Annotated in this window: 14 protein-coding genes, 1 pseudogene and 1 riboswitch; of the genes and pseudogenes, 12 read left to right on the plus strand and 3 right to left on the minus strand. The window is 46.2% G+C overall.

What is annotated here, in order from left to right; translation table 11 throughout:
- Nucleotides 1-152 precede the first annotated feature (152 nt).
- The 9 genes and pseudogenes from LPKJCM_RS00970 to thiW form a co-directional block, all read left to right on the plus strand.
- Nucleotides 153-1,553 (plus strand): annotated as a pseudogene (locus LPKJCM_RS00970) (peptide ABC transporter substrate-binding protein); the annotation flags it as partial.
- Between the two features lie 429 nt (nt 1,554-1,982).
- The gene (locus tag LPKJCM_RS00975) at nt 1,983-3,248 is read left to right on the plus strand and encodes a metal-dependent hydrolase family protein (protein ID WP_057963317.1); all 1,266 of its coding nucleotides are present in this window, start codon (nt 1,983-1,985) and stop codon (nt 3,246-3,248) included.
- 352 nt (nt 3,249-3,600) lie between these two features.
- Nucleotides 3,601-3,921, plus strand: coding sequence for a chorismate mutase (locus LPKJCM_RS00980; RefSeq protein ID WP_057963316.1), 321 nt, complete (start codon nt 3,601-3,603; stop codon nt 3,919-3,921).
- On the plus strand, nt 3,918-5,087 hold the full coding sequence (aroC, locus tag LPKJCM_RS00985; RefSeq protein WP_057963315.1) for a chorismate synthase: 1,170 nt from the start codon (nt 3,918-3,920) through the stop codon (nt 5,085-5,087). The genes LPKJCM_RS00980 and aroC overlap by 4 nt, the downstream gene beginning before the upstream one ends.
- Before the next feature lie 9 nt (nt 5,088-5,096).
- Complete coding sequence (gene aroA, locus LPKJCM_RS00990) at nt 5,097-6,413, plus strand: 3-phosphoshikimate 1-carboxyvinyltransferase (protein WP_057963314.1); 1,317 nt, start codon at nt 5,097-5,099, stop codon at nt 6,411-6,413.
- Between the two features lie 6 nt (nt 6,414-6,419).
- Nucleotides 6,420-7,271: a prephenate dehydrogenase gene (locus LPKJCM_RS00995; RefSeq protein WP_057963313.1), complete on the plus strand. Its 852-nt coding sequence runs from the start codon at nt 6,420-6,422 to the stop codon at nt 7,269-7,271.
- Nucleotides 7,272-7,282: 11 nt separating this feature from the next.
- Nucleotides 7,283-7,804 (plus strand): shikimate kinase, encoded by a 522-nt coding sequence (locus tag LPKJCM_RS01000; protein WP_057963312.1) that lies wholly within the window; start codon nt 7,283-7,285, stop codon nt 7,802-7,804.
- A gap of 1 nt (nt 7,805) precedes the next feature.
- Nucleotides 7,806-8,690 carry a shikimate dehydrogenase gene (gene aroE / locus LPKJCM_RS01005; RefSeq protein ID WP_057963311.1) on the plus strand — a complete coding sequence of 295 codons (885 nt, stop codon included), beginning with the start codon at nt 7,806-7,808 and terminating at the stop codon, nt 8,688-8,690.
- 54 nt (nt 8,691-8,744) lie between these two features.
- Nucleotides 8,745-8,844, plus strand: a riboswitch (TPP riboswitch).
- Between the two features lie 39 nt (nt 8,845-8,883).
- Nucleotides 8,884-9,414, plus strand: coding sequence for an energy coupling factor transporter S component ThiW (gene thiW, locus LPKJCM_RS01010; protein ID WP_057963310.1), 531 nt, complete (start codon nt 8,884-8,886; stop codon nt 9,412-9,414).
- Here thiW and LPKJCM_RS13355 read toward each other — a convergent pair.
- Together LPKJCM_RS13355 and LPKJCM_RS13360 are read right to left on the minus strand one after the other, a co-directional pair.
- Complete coding sequence (locus LPKJCM_RS13355) at nt 9,401-9,850, minus strand: substrate-binding domain-containing protein (protein WP_240034622.1); 450 nt, start codon at nt 9,848-9,850, stop codon at nt 9,401-9,403. The genes thiW and LPKJCM_RS13355 overlap by 14 nt on opposite strands.
- Before the next feature lie 7 nt (nt 9,851-9,857).
- Nucleotides 9,858-10,424 carry a LacI family DNA-binding transcriptional regulator gene (locus LPKJCM_RS13360; RefSeq protein ID WP_225364073.1) on the minus strand — a complete coding sequence of 189 codons (567 nt, stop codon included), beginning with the start codon at nt 10,422-10,424 and terminating at the stop codon, nt 9,858-9,860.
- A gap of 167 nt (nt 10,425-10,591) precedes the next feature.
- Between LPKJCM_RS13360 and LPKJCM_RS01020 the strand changes: the two genes are divergently transcribed.
- Together LPKJCM_RS01020 and LPKJCM_RS01025 are read left to right on the plus strand one after the other, a co-directional pair.
- Nucleotides 10,592-12,553 carry a sugar MFS transporter gene (locus tag LPKJCM_RS01020; RefSeq protein ID WP_057963309.1) on the plus strand — a complete coding sequence of 654 codons (1,962 nt, stop codon included), beginning with the start codon at nt 10,592-10,594 and terminating at the stop codon, nt 12,551-12,553.
- A gap of 33 nt (nt 12,554-12,586) precedes the next feature.
- Entirely contained in the window at nt 12,587-14,812 is a 2,226-nt protein-coding gene (locus tag LPKJCM_RS01025; RefSeq protein WP_057963308.1) for an alpha-galactosidase, read from the plus strand.
- 88 nt (nt 14,813-14,900) lie between these two features.
- Here LPKJCM_RS01025 and LPKJCM_RS01030 read toward each other — a convergent pair whose 3' ends face one another.
- Entirely contained in the window at nt 14,901-15,509 is a 609-nt protein-coding gene (locus tag LPKJCM_RS01030) for a sugar O-acetyltransferase (RefSeq protein WP_057963307.1), read from the minus strand.
- Nucleotides 15,510-15,679: 170 nt separating this feature from the next.
- Between LPKJCM_RS01030 and LPKJCM_RS01035 the strand changes: the two genes are divergently transcribed.
- Nucleotides 15,680-17,170, plus strand: a complete 1,491-nt coding sequence (locus LPKJCM_RS01035; RefSeq protein WP_087069502.1) for an MFS transporter — start codon at nt 15,680-15,682, stop codon at nt 17,168-17,170.
- Nucleotides 17,171-17,219 lie beyond the last annotated feature (49 nt).

The following is a 17,219-nucleotide window of genomic DNA, read 5'->3' on the forward strand; positions in this document are numbered from 1 at the left end:
CTAGTTGAGACATCTATTCCTACCCCGCTTATCTTGAGTTTCGTCGCTTAAAGCATAGCACTAGGGAGGCTTAGATGCCTTTTTTTGTTATCAAAAAGGGCCTAGTACTTTTGGAATGGAAATACTTTCCAACACCAAAAATTCTAGACCCTAATAAAATTGCTGACGGGGTCGTTGACAAGGTTGTCAAACCAACTGATAACGGCACTAAGTACACATTTAATATCAAGAAGGATGCTAAGTGGCAGGACGGTTCACCAATCAAGTCAGAAGATTTTGTCAACTCGATTGACCGGCAGGCTGATCCGAAAACCAAGTCCCAACAGACGACGTCTATTCAATATATTGAAAACTTTGCTGCCGTTAATAACGGCAAGGCTGATCCAAGTAAGCTGGGGATTCACGCGGTAAACGATCGCACATTTACGATTAAACTAACCAAGCCAGTGCCATTTATGAATTATGAGTTCACTAACTTCTATCCGATTCAAAGTGCGGCTATCAAGAAGTATGGCAGTCATTATGGAACCAGTTCAGAGACGACTGTGGCGAACGGCGCATACACCATCACGGGTTGGAACGGCAGTAATGATTCATGGAAGTATGAAAAGAATAAGCACTATTGGGATGCCAAAAACGTTAAAATCCCTGAAGTTGATGTGACAGTTGTTAAAGATAATAACACTGCGCAAAATATGTTTAACGGCGGCCAAATCGACTTGACCAGCTTGACTGGACAATATGTGAAACAAAATAAGAACAACAAAAATCTGGTGGTCACTGAAACGGGTCGAAATAATTATATTTACTTCAACGATAAGAAGAAAGCCACTTCAAACGAAAACCTGAGAAAGGCCATCAGCATGGTCATCGATCAGGATCAATTGGCAAAAGATGTCTTGCAGGATGGCTCTATTGGCGCCAACAATATTGTCCCAAAGAATTACGCCAAGGATCCGAAAACCGGCGAAGATTTCACGACAGAAATGGGCGACCAGGCACCAACCGATACCACTAAGGCCAAGCAATATTGGGCAAAGGCGCAAAAGGAGATTGGTAAGGACAAAATTTCACTTGATTTCCTGGTGGATGATACCGACACCGAAAAGAAACTCGCGGAATATGTCCAAGGCGCCGTTTCAAACAATCTGAAGGGCTTGACCATCAATATTGAATCTGTTCCCCATGCGACTCATGTAACGCGCGACTTCTCTACGGACTTCGATATTTGCACGGTTGGTTGGGGTCCTGACTATCCGGATGCGCAAAACTTCTTGGACGGTTTGCGCAGCAACAACACCATTAACTTCTCAAAATTCAAAGATCAACAGTATGATGATTTGATGAATAAAGTTGATGATACAACCAAGTACGACGCCAACCAGCGCTGGGACTTTGAAAAATAAGCAGATAAGCGCTTGATGTCAATCGCAGCTGTAGCGCCAACGTATCAAGCTTCGCAGGCACATTTGATCAGCAGTAAGGTCGGCGGTTTGAAGTGGGATGCAATGTCGGGCCAGTCTGGGAAGTTGCAGTATGCTTATTGGAAGTAGAGCGCGACGAGGGCTGGTTGACCCGGTTTCCAAGGGTACTTTGATTGAAGTCCCTGGGCTTGGGACTTTAATCAAAGTGCACTTGGAAGTTAGGGTCAGGCCCGTCGGAGCGTATTTTAAAGGCCGAAGGGAGCACATGAGAATCTAACAAACGTGCTTTTGGTCTGAGACCCGGGGTGACTGAATCCCAAAGTCGGCCCATCGAAGCATATTTTAAAGGCCGGAGGAGCCCATAAGAACCCAACAACCATGCCTTTGCTCTAAGCTAATTCGAACCACATTTCCACAACAGTAAAAAGAAATCTTCAACGAAAAAGAAATTCCCACACAAGGAGGTGGTTGCCATGGCATCCCAGTTAACAAATTCTAAAAATGTCCCATCTCAGTTAGTCTGCAACCAAGCATTTTACAGCGAAAGGAAGATTTATTATGACAAAAATCAATTATACGAATGTCGCAATTTACAACCATGAGAAACAGAACTTTATCGCTAACCAGCATATGGTCGTTGATACCGATACCGGCAAGATTGTCGAAGTTGGCAATGGCAGTTCCATAAACCAAGTTGTCAATGAGGTTTCCGATATGCACGGTCGCTATGTGATGCCAGGAATCATGAACGCCCATACCCATATCACCAGCATTCCAACCTATTGGTGGAATGACGGCAAAGAACAGCGCCATTCCGATTCCCACGAATTTAATACGATGTTTGCCGTGAAAAATATGGCAGATGCAATCGATCACGGGATTACTTACATTAGAAACGTTGGCGCTGCCTTTGACATTGATATTGAAGTCAAGAAAATGCAGGAGAAAGGTTGGATTAAAGGGCCAAAGGTGATGACGTCCGGCAAAGCCTTTTCAATTACCGGCGGTCATGGATCGGGTGGCGGTTATGAAGTTGATGGCGTCGACGAGGTTAGAAAAGGCGTTCGCCAGGCCATGAAGAATGGTGTCGACAATATTAAAATGATGGTTACTGGCGGCGTTCTTAAAAACGGCGAAACGCCTGACGATATTCAATTTACCCCCGAGGAAGCCAGAACGGCCGTTGTCGAGGCGCATCACAAAGGTAAGACAGCTGCAGCCCACGCTCAAGGAAATGCTGGGGTTAAAGAAGCTGTTGAAGCCGGCTTTGATACGGTTGAGCATGCATTTGACATTGATGATGAAACAATTGCGATGATGAAAGAGCACGGCACGGTGGTGGTGCCAACCATGAATGCGATGTACGCGATCTACAAATATGGGAAAGACACTGTTCCCGACTGGGCAAGAGAAAAAGTCATTGTCAACATCAAGAAACATTTTGCCAGCATTACTAAAGCCGTTCAAGCAGGCATTCCAATCGCGATGGGAACGGATGCTGGAACCCCATACAATGGTTTCAGAAGCGAAAGTGCCTACGAAATGGAATTATATGTTGAGAAGGCCGGCATGACCCCTGCTCAAGCGATCGACTCGGCCACCATCAATTGCGCCAGAGCGATGCACGTTGATGATGAGTATGGCCAAATTGTTGCCGGCAACTACGCTGATTTTATTTCAATGGCAGAAAACCCGGTGAATGATATTAGTGTCATTCAGCACGACAAAGACGTTTATCAAAATGGGATCTGTGTCCACCAACAGGCTGTTGCCACTGAGACTGAGCAACAAGCTGCGCCAAGTAAAGTGAGTGCTGCTATTTAGCACTGGCCTTGCGCTTGGGAATTAAAATCCAATGAGTGAACGATTAGGTTTGACGAATAATTTCTAATATGTTTTAATTAATACAACTTTTACGAGAGGAATTGATAACCATGACAAAGCAAATTACTGAAACTTCAGCCTATTATTTTGACTATGCCTACTTTAAGTAGTGTCCGCTTTGGAGCGGACGCAAATTTGAGCGTTCGCGTCCAAGTGGTGCAGAGTCAATGCTTTGTTGAGCCCACTAGACGTCATAGTCTGGCTGGGTGAGTTATAATTCTTTACGAATTTAGTAAACCAGCTGGATACCATATCTAGCTGGTTTTTTTGATGGCAATGAGAGGTGTTAATGATGACAAACAAAATTGAAATGGCAGCCGAAAGTGACAATCAGGCAATTCAAGCAGCACGCGAACAAATTAACCAATTGGATCAAGGCATTGTTGACTTGCTGAAGCAGCGATTTCAGACATCGGCATTGATTGGGCAGATAAAGGAGAAAACCCATCTCCAGGTCCTTGATAGTGACCGTGAGAAACGGGTTCTGGACCAGGTCGCCCAACTGGACTCGGATCCTGGAACCCGCAAGTATCTGCAAAAGATATTCCAAGAAATCTTAAAAAACTCACGTGATTACCAACACGAATTAATGCAAAACGAGGAGACTAAATGATGAATTATTTAACTGCTGGAGAATCCCATGGACTACAATTGACCGGTATTATTGAAGGGATTCCTTCCGGGCTGCATTTGGACGTTGATGCGATTAATGCCCAACTAAAAAAACGCCAAGGTGGTTATGGCCGTGGTAACCGACAGAAAATTGAACACGATGAAGTGGCCATTACAGGCGGCGTCCGCCATGGGATGACCCTTGGTTCGCCGATTGCATTGGTGGTGAATAATCGTGATCACGCCCACTGGAGCCAAATTATGGATCCGGTCAGTCCACAAACCGCGGAGAACACCTTAAGAAAAGTTGAGCGTCCTCGTCCAGGCCACGCTGATTTGGTGGGCGGAATGAAATATCGTCACGAAGATCTTCGAAATGTCTTGGAGCGTTCTTCAGCTCGGGAAACGGCAATCCGTGTCGCAATCGGCGCCGTTTGCAAGCAATTTTTACAACAGTTGGGCATTAATATTGTTGGTTATGTTGAACAGATTGGCCAAATCTCCACTGATGAAAATCCTGAACTCGATGTGGAGAAGATTGAAGCGGCAATCAGCCAAAATGACCTGCGAATCATTGACCAGTCTAAGGTTAGTCCAATTCATGATTTGATCGATCAAACCAAGCGTGATGGCGACACGCTGGGAGGCATTATCCGCGTCGTTGCCACCAACGTGCCCGCTGGCCTCGGTAGCTATATTAGTTGGGATACCAAATTGGACGGTAAGCTAGCTGCTGCTGTAATGGGGGTCAACGCGATGAAGGGCGTTGAAATTGGTGATGGCTTCAAAGCGGCTACCAGTTTTGGCAGTCAAGTGATGGACGAAATTGATTGGAAAAAAGATCAGGGCTTCTTCAGAAACTCCGATCATCTTGGCGGCTTCGAGGGCGGGATGACCAATGGCATGCCAATCATCGTTAAGGCAGCTATGAAACCGATTCCGACTCTGTACAAGCCGCTTCAAAGCGTTGACATTCAGACTAAAGAAGTGAAGAAGGCTAACGTGGAGCGGTCAGATACAACGGCGATTGTGCCAGCCTCCATCGTGATTGAAAGCGTGGTTGCCATTGAATTGGCAAAGGCACTGACTGACAAATTTGATGGCGATAATCTGCAACGATTACAAGAACAGCTCGATCAATACCAAGAAGAGCTGAAAAAATTTTAGGAGGTTCCGATGGAAAAAGTTAAAACTACATCAACCAAACAGCTCCAAGGAAGTCTTCAAAACGGCCTTCATGGCGAATTGGCGGTTCCCGGAGACAAGAGTATTTCTCACCGTGGCATCATGTTTGGCGCCATTAGTGAGGGAACAACGGTCCTTCATCACTTTTTAACTGCAGAAGATTGTCTTTCCACGCTTAAAGCGTTTCAGCAACTGGGGGTGCCAATCACCAGAGACGGGGAGACAGTCACGATTCAAGGGGTTGGCCTTCACGGACTCAAGCAGGCAGAACAGCCACTTGATATGGGCAATTCCGGCACCACTACCCGGTTGATCATGGGGCTGCTCGCCGGCCAAGATTTTCCCAGTGAGTTAACCGGTGACGCTTCGTTATCAAAACGGCCAATGAAACGGGTGAGTGACCCCTTGGCAGAGATGGGCGCCAATATTGAGGTGACTGACGGTCATCTGCCTGCCGTTATTAATGGTGAGAAATTACACGGTGTTGACTATCATCTAAAAGTTGCCAGTGCTCAAGTTAAAAGTGCCCTCATCTTAGCTGGATTGCAGGCTGATGGCGTTTCAATCCTGGTTGAAAAGCAGCCCACCAGAAACCATACCGAAAAGATGTTGCGGGCATTTGGCGCGGAGATTGAGACTGAGTCTGATGACGTGACGATTACCGTCCATCCACAACCCCACATGCACGGCATTACCCTGAACGTTCCGGGCGATATGTCTTCAGCCGCTTTCTTTATGGTTGCGGCCAGCCTGGTTCCCGGTTCAAAAATCACTTTAAGAAACGTTGGGATGAACGATACCAGAACCGGTTTATATTCGATTTTGAAACGAATGGGGGGCAAGATCAGTCTTTCAAATGAACAAACCATGGGTGAGCCCACAGCAGACTTGACCGTAGAAGCAGCTGAGTTGCACCCCATTGAGATTGGTGCGGCTGAAATTCCGGCGGTGATTGATGAGTTGCCACTAGTTGCTTTATTGGCAGCCAAAGCCAAGGGCGTTAGTAAAATTACTGGCGCCGGCGAACTGCGGGTTAAAGAAACCGATCGGATTTCCGCCATTGTGACAGAATTCAACAAGATGGGAATTGACATTCAAGAACTCGATGACGGCTTTGTTATTGATGGCCGCAAACCATGGCGGGTGGTGGATTCACAATTAGACAGTCATGGGGATCACCGGATCGGAATGGTGATGGCGACCGCCGCTTTGTTGGTGAATCAGCCATTAACCCTGACAGGTGCCGACAGCATCAACATTTCCTACCCGGAATTCTTTGATGATTTGGCAACTTTGATATCGAGGTGAGCATCGATGAAGACGGTTTTAATCAGTGGCCTAGGGCTAATTGGCAGCTCAATTGCCCGAATCATCAAGGATGGAGATCCTACTGTTGAGATCATCGGCAGCGACCCCGATGATGATTCTGCTCAGTTTTTACTGGATCATCATATCATCAACAAGCGGGCGGACTTTACAGAGGCGGCACCAAAAGCAGATCTGATTATCTTGGCAGGACCGGTGTCTGTTATCTTGAGTCAGATTGACCAGTTGGCCCAGCTGAAACTAAAGGATCAGGTCCTAGTGTCCGACGTCGGCAGTACCAAGCAGGCTATCATGGCACAAGCTGAGGCACTTACACGAAAGGGCGTTTCTTTTCTCGGGGGTCATCCAATGGCCGGCTCACATTTAACTGGCGGCCAAAATGGCTCAATTGACCTATTTAGTGGCGCTAAATACTTTCTGGTAACTGGTTCACAAACTGACCAGCAACTTCGCGATTTTAAGCAGTTTCTACAAGCGGCTAATGTTGAATGGACGACGATTACGGCGGAAACTCATGACAAACTGGTTAGCGAACTGAGCCATCTGCCTCACGTGGTTGCAGCTACCCTAGTCAACAATGTTGCTGACAGTTTGGCTGCTGATCCGATCGGGTTAACGGCGGCTGCCGGTGGTTTCAAGAGCACAACCCGAATTGCCGCGTCGGATCCAAAAATGTGGACGGCGATTATGATGAGCAATTCAAAAGCAATCAGCTCGGAATTGGCTGAATTTCAAGCGAAGCTGGCAAAAATGCAGCAGGCAATCGAACAGCAAGATGAAACAGCGATCCTTGCTGCTTTTGCCAAAGCACAGCGGATCAGACGGTCTTTGGATAATTAAGGAGGAAGCCTATGAAAGCAATATTGGTTGGGTTTATGGGAAGTGGGAAGACAACAGTTGGCACCTTATTGGCCCAAAAGCTCGGGATTCCCTATCATGATTTGGACGATATGATTGTCTCAAGTGCCGGCAAATCGATCAAACAAATTTTTGCCGAGGATGGCGAGCCGACATTTCGTCAGCTGGAACACGATGCCTTGAAAAAAGCGCTTAAAGATGATGGCATTTTGGGGACCGGTGGTGGGACACCCATTCAAACAGCTAATTTTGAGCTGCTTCAGGCAACCGAGATTCCGGTGGTCCTGCTTGATGTGATGCCGGAGACCATTATTCGCCGATTGGCCAGTGACACTGAGCGGCCGTTGGCAAAACAGCTCGGGTTAAACGGCTTGGTTGACTTAAAAGGTCGTAGGGATCTGAAATATGAGCAGGTTAGCGATTTTCGGGTGGCGACAGACGACTTAACACCACTTCAAGTTGCCGAGGTCATTAACCAGAATCTAGTCGTCAAGATGTCATTGCGGAGGGATTAACATGATCGATGGACACACAAAATTGTATGGTTTGTTGGCACATCCAGCTGCGCACAGCTTGTCACCGCTGATTCATAACACCAGCTTTGATGTGACAGGAATTAATGGGATTTATTTGGCATTTGACGTGACGTCTGCTGGGCTGGCTGACAGCTTGGCGGCAATGCGGGCCATGCACATTGGCGGCTTTAATTTGTCGATGCCGCTAAAAACTGACGTGCTGCCGTTACTAGATGAGATTACGCCTAGAGCTGAGCGACTCCAAGCCGTTAATACGGTGATTAACCGAGATGGCAAATTGATTGGCGACAGCACCGATGGTCAGGGCTGGGTCGACGCATTAAAGCAGGATAATATTGCCATTGATGAAGCAGTCGTCACCGTGCTCGGTGCGGGAGGCGCCGGTCGGGCGATTATTTCTGCTGCCGTCGATGCCGGTGCCAAGCAGGTATACGTTTTTAAGCGAACCAACGACCTTTTTGATGCTCGAAGGGAACAACCGGAGAGCTGGTCAGATGTTGTCAAAGTGCTGCCCTATGAGGATGAGTCTTTGATTGAAAAGGCCTTTTCCGAAAGCCGGATTATTGCTAATGCCACCAATATTGGGATGGCCGGCGACCAGTCGCTGCCTGTCGGCGAAGGGGCGATGGCGCAATTAACGCCGCAACACGTTGTGTCAGATGCCATTTATTTTCCCCTTGAAACCCCGTTTATTCGCGCCGCCAAAAAACGTCACTGTCATACATATAATGGGATTGGCATGCTGGTGAACCAAGCGGCAGGTTCATTTCTGGAGTGGACTGGGCAGCGGATGCCGACTGTTCCGGTTATCCAAGCTGTTCACCAGGCAATGATCGACCGGCAACAGAATGAACATGCCAAATAACCGACAAGCCCAGTATTTTCGGTTATACTTAATGAAGTGTCAAAATTAAATACGAGATAACATTAGGGGAGCCAATTGGCTGAGACGAAACGTTAACGGACCCTTTGAACCTGATCTGGTTGATACCAGCGTAGGAAAGTGTTGGAAGAAGCGAACAGCCTCTTTTTGTTATCGAACGAAAGGAGGCTTTTTCATGCAAAAAAATATGACTTATAAAATGGTGCTAACGGCGATTTTATCGGCAATTGGGGTAGTCGGCGGCAGTATGTTTGAATTTACCGTCGGTGTTGCCAAGGTGGCCCCAATGCAGCATTTGATTAACCTGATCTCCGGAGTGTTGGTTGGTCCCTGGTGGGCGGTTACCCAAGCCTTCATTACTTCTCTAATTCGCAACCTACTGGGAACCGGAACGATCTTGGCGTTTCCGGGAAGCATGATCGGGGCTTTTTGTGTCGGCTGGCTGTTCCAAAAGACCAACCAACTGATTGTTGCCGCGTTTGGTGAACTGATCGGTACCGGTATTATTGGCGCAATTGTTGCTTACCCAATCGCCAGTTGGATGATGGGAACCACGGGTGCCATTTACCTGTTTATTCCCAGCTTCTTCTTGAGCGCCTTGGTTGGCGTCGTGTTTGGCTACCTCATTTTGAAGAGTATCTGGCAGCGGATTATCGTTCACCAGCAGGAACAGTTAGGGATCGGCCGCAAAACTAATCGAGATTGAACGTCTCGCGGTAATGAAATTGACCAGGGATGATATTTCTGACGTGCCAGTGACGTGGGAACTTGACCAATGTTTCGGCGTGCAGGACTGCGGCGTAGCCCAACTCAACTTTGGGCAGCCAAATGCTGGTGAGGGATGGTGTCAGGTATGACGCAAATTCCAGGTCATCGTAACTGATGAGCTGCACATCTTTTCCAGCAGTGACGTCGTGTTTGGCCAGCCCTTTCATGACGCCGATCGACAGTGGATCAGAGGCAACCAGCAGTCCATCCAGCTGGCTGCCGTACTCGTTGAGTAATGTATCAGTTGCGGCCATCGACTGTCTGGTTGTCCAATCTGTTAACTGAATAATTGGTTGGCGATGATTGATGGTACACCATTGTTGGTAAGCCAGTGTTCGCGTGTCCTCGATGACTTGACCGCGGCTGCCGTCCAAGTTGGTTTCATGGCGGGAACCGCCGATGAAACCGATTGTTTGAGATTGTTTGAGACTGTTTGGCCATTTCGGTGAGGGCTTGAGTGGTGACTTCGGCTAAGTTTGTATCGACAACGTCCACCTGGTCGTTGGCGTTGCTGCCGCCGTCGACAAGAACGACGTTGCGGTTGACTGATTTGATCGTGTTGATGCCAGTTGGTGAGAGTGTCCCGACGATAATGACTGCATCGCATTCTCCCAATGTCTGGGGATCAACGCCTTCATCCATGCGAATAACGCGTTTAATATTGATGTTTTGGGATTCAGCTGCCTCATAGACGCCTCTGCGGATAAAGCGCCAATATTCATCCCGAGTTTCTTCTTCGAGACTGAGGGTAGTCAGCAGGGCAAAGTTGAGTTGATTCTTATCGGGCTTGGGCTGCAGTGAATACTCATAACCTAATTTATCGGCAACCTCGCGCACCTTATCCCGGGTTTCCTTGGCGACATAATCGCTCTTATCGGGTCTCAACGCCCGTGATACCGTACCTGGTGACACCTGCGCCAGTCTGGAAATGTCTTTGATTGTAGCCATTCATCTTCACTCCTCAGTTAAGTCATTTAAGTCAAGTTAAACACAATTAAATGTTTTAATAAATATATCAGTTGTTTTAATAAAATTTATTGACAATTTAACTGTAAACGTTTACATTCTAGATAGCAATTATTTTTTAAAATTTATTTTTATGGGAAACTATCTTTATGGCAAGTAACAGCAATATTACCACTGGCCGCAGAATCACCTCACGATTGTCGTACTCATTTGGTGCGTTCGGTCACGATATGTTCTACGCCACCTTATCGACTTACTTTATTATGTTTGTGACCTCTCACTTGTTTGATAAAAGTGCAGGTGGACAAAATGATAAGATGATTTTTTGGATCACCACGATTATTTCACTTTTACGATTCGTTGAATTAGCCATTGATCCATTCATTGGAAACACGATTGATAATACTGAAACGAAATGGGGCTATTTTAAGCCCTGGATTCTTGCTGGTGGGACGGTTGGTTCCATTGCGCTGGCCATTTTGTTCACTAACATGGGCGGCCTGAACCAATCTAATCCATTACTCTACCTCTTAATCTTTGGGGTTCTGTATATCACAATGGATATTTTCTACTCATTTAAGGACGTTGGTTTCTGGTCAATGATTCCTGCCATCTCCTTTGATTCAGCAGAGCGTGAAAAAACGGCAACCTTTGCCCGTGTCGGTTCTAACATTGGTGCCAACATTGTGGGTGTTATTGTGATGCCGTTGGTTGTTTTATTCTCAATTAATGCCAATCACGGCCAAGGTGACCTACGAGGCTGGTTCATGTTTGGTGCGATTATCGGTCTGATTTCCTGGTTGTCAGCAATTGTGGTTGCCATGGGAACCAAAGAAAATGACTCACTGTTACGTAAGAATACTGAAAAGACTCGGATGCGCGATGTGTTCAAGGTTTTGGGTCGCAACGACCAGTTAATGTGGCTGTCGCTCACCTATGGGTTGTACACTTCAGGAATTGCGATTACTAACTCTTTGGAGCTGTACTACTTCACCTATATCATCGGTAAACCAAACGAATTTTCAATATTGGCTTCACTGAATATGGTGATCGGAATTATTTCAGTTCTATTGTTCCCGCCATTGGCCCAAAAGTACAGTCGTCGAAATGTTTTCTTCCTATCCATTAGCATTATGATCGTATCGATTATCCTGTTCACTTTTGCTGGCACTTCATTACCATTGGTTCTGCTTGCCGCAATTCTCTTCTATATTCCACAACCCCTTATTTTCTTGGTTGTGTTGATGATCTTGAGTGATTCGGTTGAGTATGGTCAGTTGAAATTTGGACACCGTGATGAATCATTAACCCTAGCTGTTCGTCCGCTGCTTGATAAATTGGGTGGTGCGCTTTCCAACTGGGTTGTCGGAATTGCTGCCGCATTGGCAGGAATGACGGCTGGGGCAACTGCCAGCGATATTACGACTCACGGCCAGATCATCTTTAAGTTGTTCATGTTTGGGGTTCCTGCATTGCTGATTCTCAGTGGAACCTTCATCTTCTTCAAGAAGGTCACTCTGGACGAAAAGGAACATGCCAAGATTGTCGATGAACTTGAAAAGACTTGGAATGAGCATTTGGAAACCAACGGTGAAGAATCAATGGCTGACATCGTTAAAGAAGTTGCTGGAGATACCACGTACCAAGCACCGATTAGTGGAACCATGCTTTCACTCTCTGATGTTTCTGACCAAAACTTTGCTTCGGGTAATATGGGCAAAGGATTTGCGATCAAGCCATCTGACGGGAAAGTCTATGCCCCATTTGACGGAACCGTTGAGGCAACCTTCCCAACCCGTCACGCAATTGGACTTCGTTCTGACAGTGGCATTTTGACACTGATTCACATTGGAATTGGAACGGTTGAAATGCGTGGGACCGGGTTTGTTCAATATGTTGAAAAGGGCCAGCACGTTACCCAGGGACAGGAATTAATTGAATTCTGGGATCCAGCTATCAAGAAGGCGGGGCATGATGATACTGTTATGGTCGTTATCAACAACTACAAAGATATTCAAAACTTCAAATACGTGACTGAATCTGGTGAGGTCAACCATGGTGATGACTTACTGACATTATCCAAACCAGAAGACGATCAGAATCAGAAATAACGCTTAACAAAACTCATAAAGGGATTGATAAACGTGGCAATTAGGATTGAGGATCAGAATTTATTGTTTCACTTGCAGACGGATCATACGAGCTATATCTTTCGGGTGATGGAGAACGGTGAGCTTGGCCAGCTGTATTATGGCAAACGCGTTCACGCCAAACCAGCCTATGACAATTTGGCCACTAAGACTTGGCATAACGTAGCGGCACTGTGGCGCCAAGAGCAGCACGACCTTCAGCCTCAGCTGTTAAAGCAAGAGTACGCCAGCTTGGGAAAAGGTGACTTTCGGGATCCGGCCTATCAGGTTACCCAAGAAAACGGCAGTCGGATTACAGAGTTCAAGTATCAGGAGTATCAACTGGTTGATGGCAAGAAACATCTTAAAGGACAGCCATCAACGTTCGATGATAATGGTGATGATGCTCAAACCCTGACAATCGTCTTGAAAGATCAACTGTTAGGGTTGGTTATGAACCTCAAGTACACCATCTTTCCGCATCAGGATGTCATCATTCGCAGCACCTCGTTTCAAAATCAAGGGACTGAGAAATTAACGGTGAATTCTGCTGCCAGTGCCCAGCTTGACTTGCTGGATGCCGATTACGATTTCATCCAGTTCTCCGGTGCTTGGGCTCGCGAGCGGCACCTGATTCGGACACACTTGAGATCGGGCATTCAAAGTGTCGGTAGTCTCCGCGGCACTTCCAGCCACCAGCAAAATCCGTTTGTGATGCTGGCACGTCCGACTGCAAGTGATGCAACGGGTTCGGTCTACGGATTCAATCTGGTATATTCTGGTAACTTCCGCGATCAAGTTCAAGTGGATCAGTACGATGCCAGTCGAATATTGGTTGGAATCAATCCCCAGGAATTTGCTTGGAATCTCAAGCCGGGTGAGACTTTCCAAACCCCTGAAGCAGTCCTCAGCTATACGGATGCCGGCATGAACCAATTAAGTCAGCAGATGGGCGCCTTTTATCAGGAGCACCTTGTGAACCAGCGATTTGCCCACGAGCAGCGACCAACGCTGATTAACAATTGGGAAGCCACCTTCATGGACTTTGATGAGGCTAAATTGCTCGATTTTGCCAAGACGGCCAAAAAGCTTGGCTTAGAGATGTTCGTTCTTGATGACGGCTGGTTTGGTCATCGAAATAACGATGATAGTTCACTGGGTGACTGGTTTGTCAATGAGCCGAAATTCCCCAATGGCTTTGGCAATTTTGCCAATCAAATCCACGATTTGGGATTAAAATTCGGTTTGTGGTTTGAACCGGAAATGATTTCGATTGACAGCGAATTATACAAACAACACCCGGATTGGTTAATCAACGCACCTGGGCGGCATGCTTCTCCTGAACGCCAGCAGTTCGTTTTGGATATGACGCGTCCTGAAGTGGTCGATTATCTCTTTTCTGCCATGAGTAAGATCATTGATATGACTAAGCTGGATTATATTAAATGGGATATGAACCGAAACATTACCGAAACGTACAGCGGTCAGCTGAGTTCCGATGACCAATTGGAAATGCCTCACCGATACATTCTTGGGGTTTACCAGTTGTACGATCGATTGGTTAAGACTTATCCAGATGTCCTATTTGAATCCTGCTCATCAGGCGGTGGCCGTTTTGACTTGGGGATGATGTACTACGCCCCTCAAGCTTGGACCAGCGATGATACGGATGCCGTTGAACGGATGATGATTCAATTTGGGACGTCATACGGTTACCCACAAATGATGATGGGCGCCCATGTCTCGGCCGTTCCGAATGATCAAGTTGGCCGAATTACGTCACTTGAGACGCGATCCAACGTTGCTTACTTCGGTGACTTCGGCTACGAGTTGGATATCACCAAGATGTCTGCCGAAGAACAGCAACAGGTTAAAGAACAAACTGCTTTTTATAAGGCACATCGCCAGCTCTTCCAATTCGGTAAGTTCTATCGGATTGATAATCCATTTGAAAATGGCGGTAACGTTATGAGTTGGGAGGTTGTCAGCGCAGACAAGCAGCACGCGATTGCTGGGCGTTATCAACTGTTGAATCGACCAAATATTGGTTACATTCGTTTCAAGGTGGTTGGGCTTGATCCTGACACCAAGTACATCGTCAATGGTAGCACCGAAGAATTCTATGGTGATGAATTGATGAATGCTGGGCTGGTTCTGGACGATATCCTTAAGGCAACTCATGGAACCGATCGATCTGCGGACTTTAGCTCAAAGTTATTAGTGATTGATGCTGTCAAATAGGAAATTGAAGTCAAATTGAGTATTAAAGAGCGCCGGTTAGTAAGCTGATGATTGATCAGCTGCTAACCGGCGCTTTTTGGGTGAATGCTTATTCCCAAACATCCAACCGATGCGATTTGAAGTAGTATTCTTTATCATGATCGTTAATTTTCCGGGCCACTCGGCAGGGATTCCCGTAAGCAACGACATTATCAGGAATATCTTTAGTCACAACACTGCCGGCACCGATGACCGAATTGGTACCAATGGTCACGCCTGGTAAAATTTGGACGCCGGAACCGATCCAGACGTTATCTTTTAGGGTGATTGGGAAATTGTATTGGTAGCCGTTCTTCCTAAGAATCGGTAGGACTGGGTGCCCAGCGGTCGTCATAACCACGTTGGGGCCAATCATCACATGGTTGCCGATAGTGATATCATCATCGTCAACCAAAGTTAAGTTGAAGTTGATGTAAACATCACTGCCCAAATGGAGATGGTGCGCACCCCAATTTGCATGCATAGGTGGTTCGATGTAACAGTTCTCACCAATTTCAGCACACATTTCAGCTAATAACTGATTACGTTTAGCCGTTTCTTTCGGTGCTGTTGCATTAAATGAATATAATTTCTCTAAATATTCCTGTTGTTTATCCATCAATTCTGGGACGTCGGGATGATACAACAGATGCTTGTCTTTTCGTTCAAGATTATTCATGGCGGAATCCTCCTTTAATGTCTTAAGCATATCATTTTTATCCAGCAGATACGGAAGTTGCATTGATGTTTTCTCGGAGATACATACCGGTTTGAAATTTACACTTCCTTATTCCGGTATAAAAGTTGTAGGATAGAAAGAGTGACTTTTATTAGAAAGAGGAGAATACTTTGTCTAAACGCGATATCTTGATTGTGACCTGTGCGCTCTTGCTGTCAAACGCTATGAGTGGACTTGATAACACAACCATTAATACTGCCTTACCAGCAATTATATCTGATCTTCACGGAATTGAATTAATGGGGTGGATCGTCGCCGTCTTCCTGTTGGGGACTGCAGTTAGTACGCCTTTATGGAGTAAATTGGGTGAACACATCGGCAATAAGCGCAGCTATCAGTTAGCTGCGACTTTATTTGTAGTTGGTTCATTTCTACAAGGGATGGCACCTAACATTATCTTCTTGATTCTCGCCCGAACCTTGATGGGGATTGGCAATGGGGGAACGGTTTCCCTACCATATATTATCTATGCCAGAATGTACAAGAACCCCCGCAAACGGATGCAGGTTCTGGGATTCGTTTCGGCCAGTTATAGTATGGCAACGATTATTGGCCCGTTAGTTGGTGGCTACATTGTGGATACGTTCAGTTGGCACTGGGTCTTTTATTTAAACGTGCCGATTGGTCTGATCTCAATTGTTCTGGTCGAGATCTATTACAAAGCCAGTCATGAAAGGCGACAGACGCAAGCGGTTGACTATCGGGGTGCCATCATGATGACGATTGGATTAGTGGGACTGCTTGCCGGGATTGAAATGATCGGCAATGCCAACTTGATTTTAGTACTGGCAGTGATTGGATTGTCAATAATGGTTCTGATTGTCATGGGTGTACTGGAAGAAAAAGTGGCCGATCCGATTATTCCAAGCCGACTGTTTCGAAATCTACCATTGATGATCGACTTTGTCCTGTTTACATTAATCTGGGGTGCCTTTATTGCCTTTCTGATTTATAGTCCAATGTGGGCTCAGGGGCTGTTGGCAACCTCGGCACTGATTGGTGGTGCTACCCAAATTCCTGGTGCCTTTACCGATTTTCTGGGTTCCGAAGTCGTTGCGCCAATCCGAAACTTTTTGTCCCCACAACGGGTTATCGCCATGGGAATTGTGATGCTAATGATTTCTTTTATCATCATGGTGATTTCCGGGGTTCAGACACCGTATTGGGTATTACTGGTTGCGGGTGCCTTTGAGGGATTTGGCAACGGTGCCTGCTTTAATGAACTTCAGGTCAAAGTCCAGCAGGATGCGAATCCAACGGATATTCCGATTGCGACTTCGTTCAGTTTTTTGATTCGAATGCTCAGTCAGACGTTCACGGCTTCAATCTTTGGCATCATTATGAATAATGCATTGCGTGACGGTGTCAGTCAATCCGGTGGTTCGATTACCATGAAAATGATGAACGAATTAAGTGACGCTTCCAGTAGTGGGGCCTTGCCACACCACCTGTTGCCGCAAATGAGACTCATTTTGTATCATGGCCTTCATAATATTATGTGGTTATCTTTGATCCTGATGATTATTTCGTTACTTATTAACCTTTGGGCACAGAAATTAGAACACGATAAATTTGTCAAACGAGATGCCAATGCATCATAAAAAGTCTTCATCAAAAACCATTTTGAAAAGTGGTTTTCGATGAAGACTT

Source organism: Lentilactobacillus parakefiri (genome assembly GCF_002157585.1).
Classification (GTDB): Bacteria; Bacillota; Bacilli; order Lactobacillales; family Lactobacillaceae; genus Lentilactobacillus; species Lentilactobacillus parakefiri.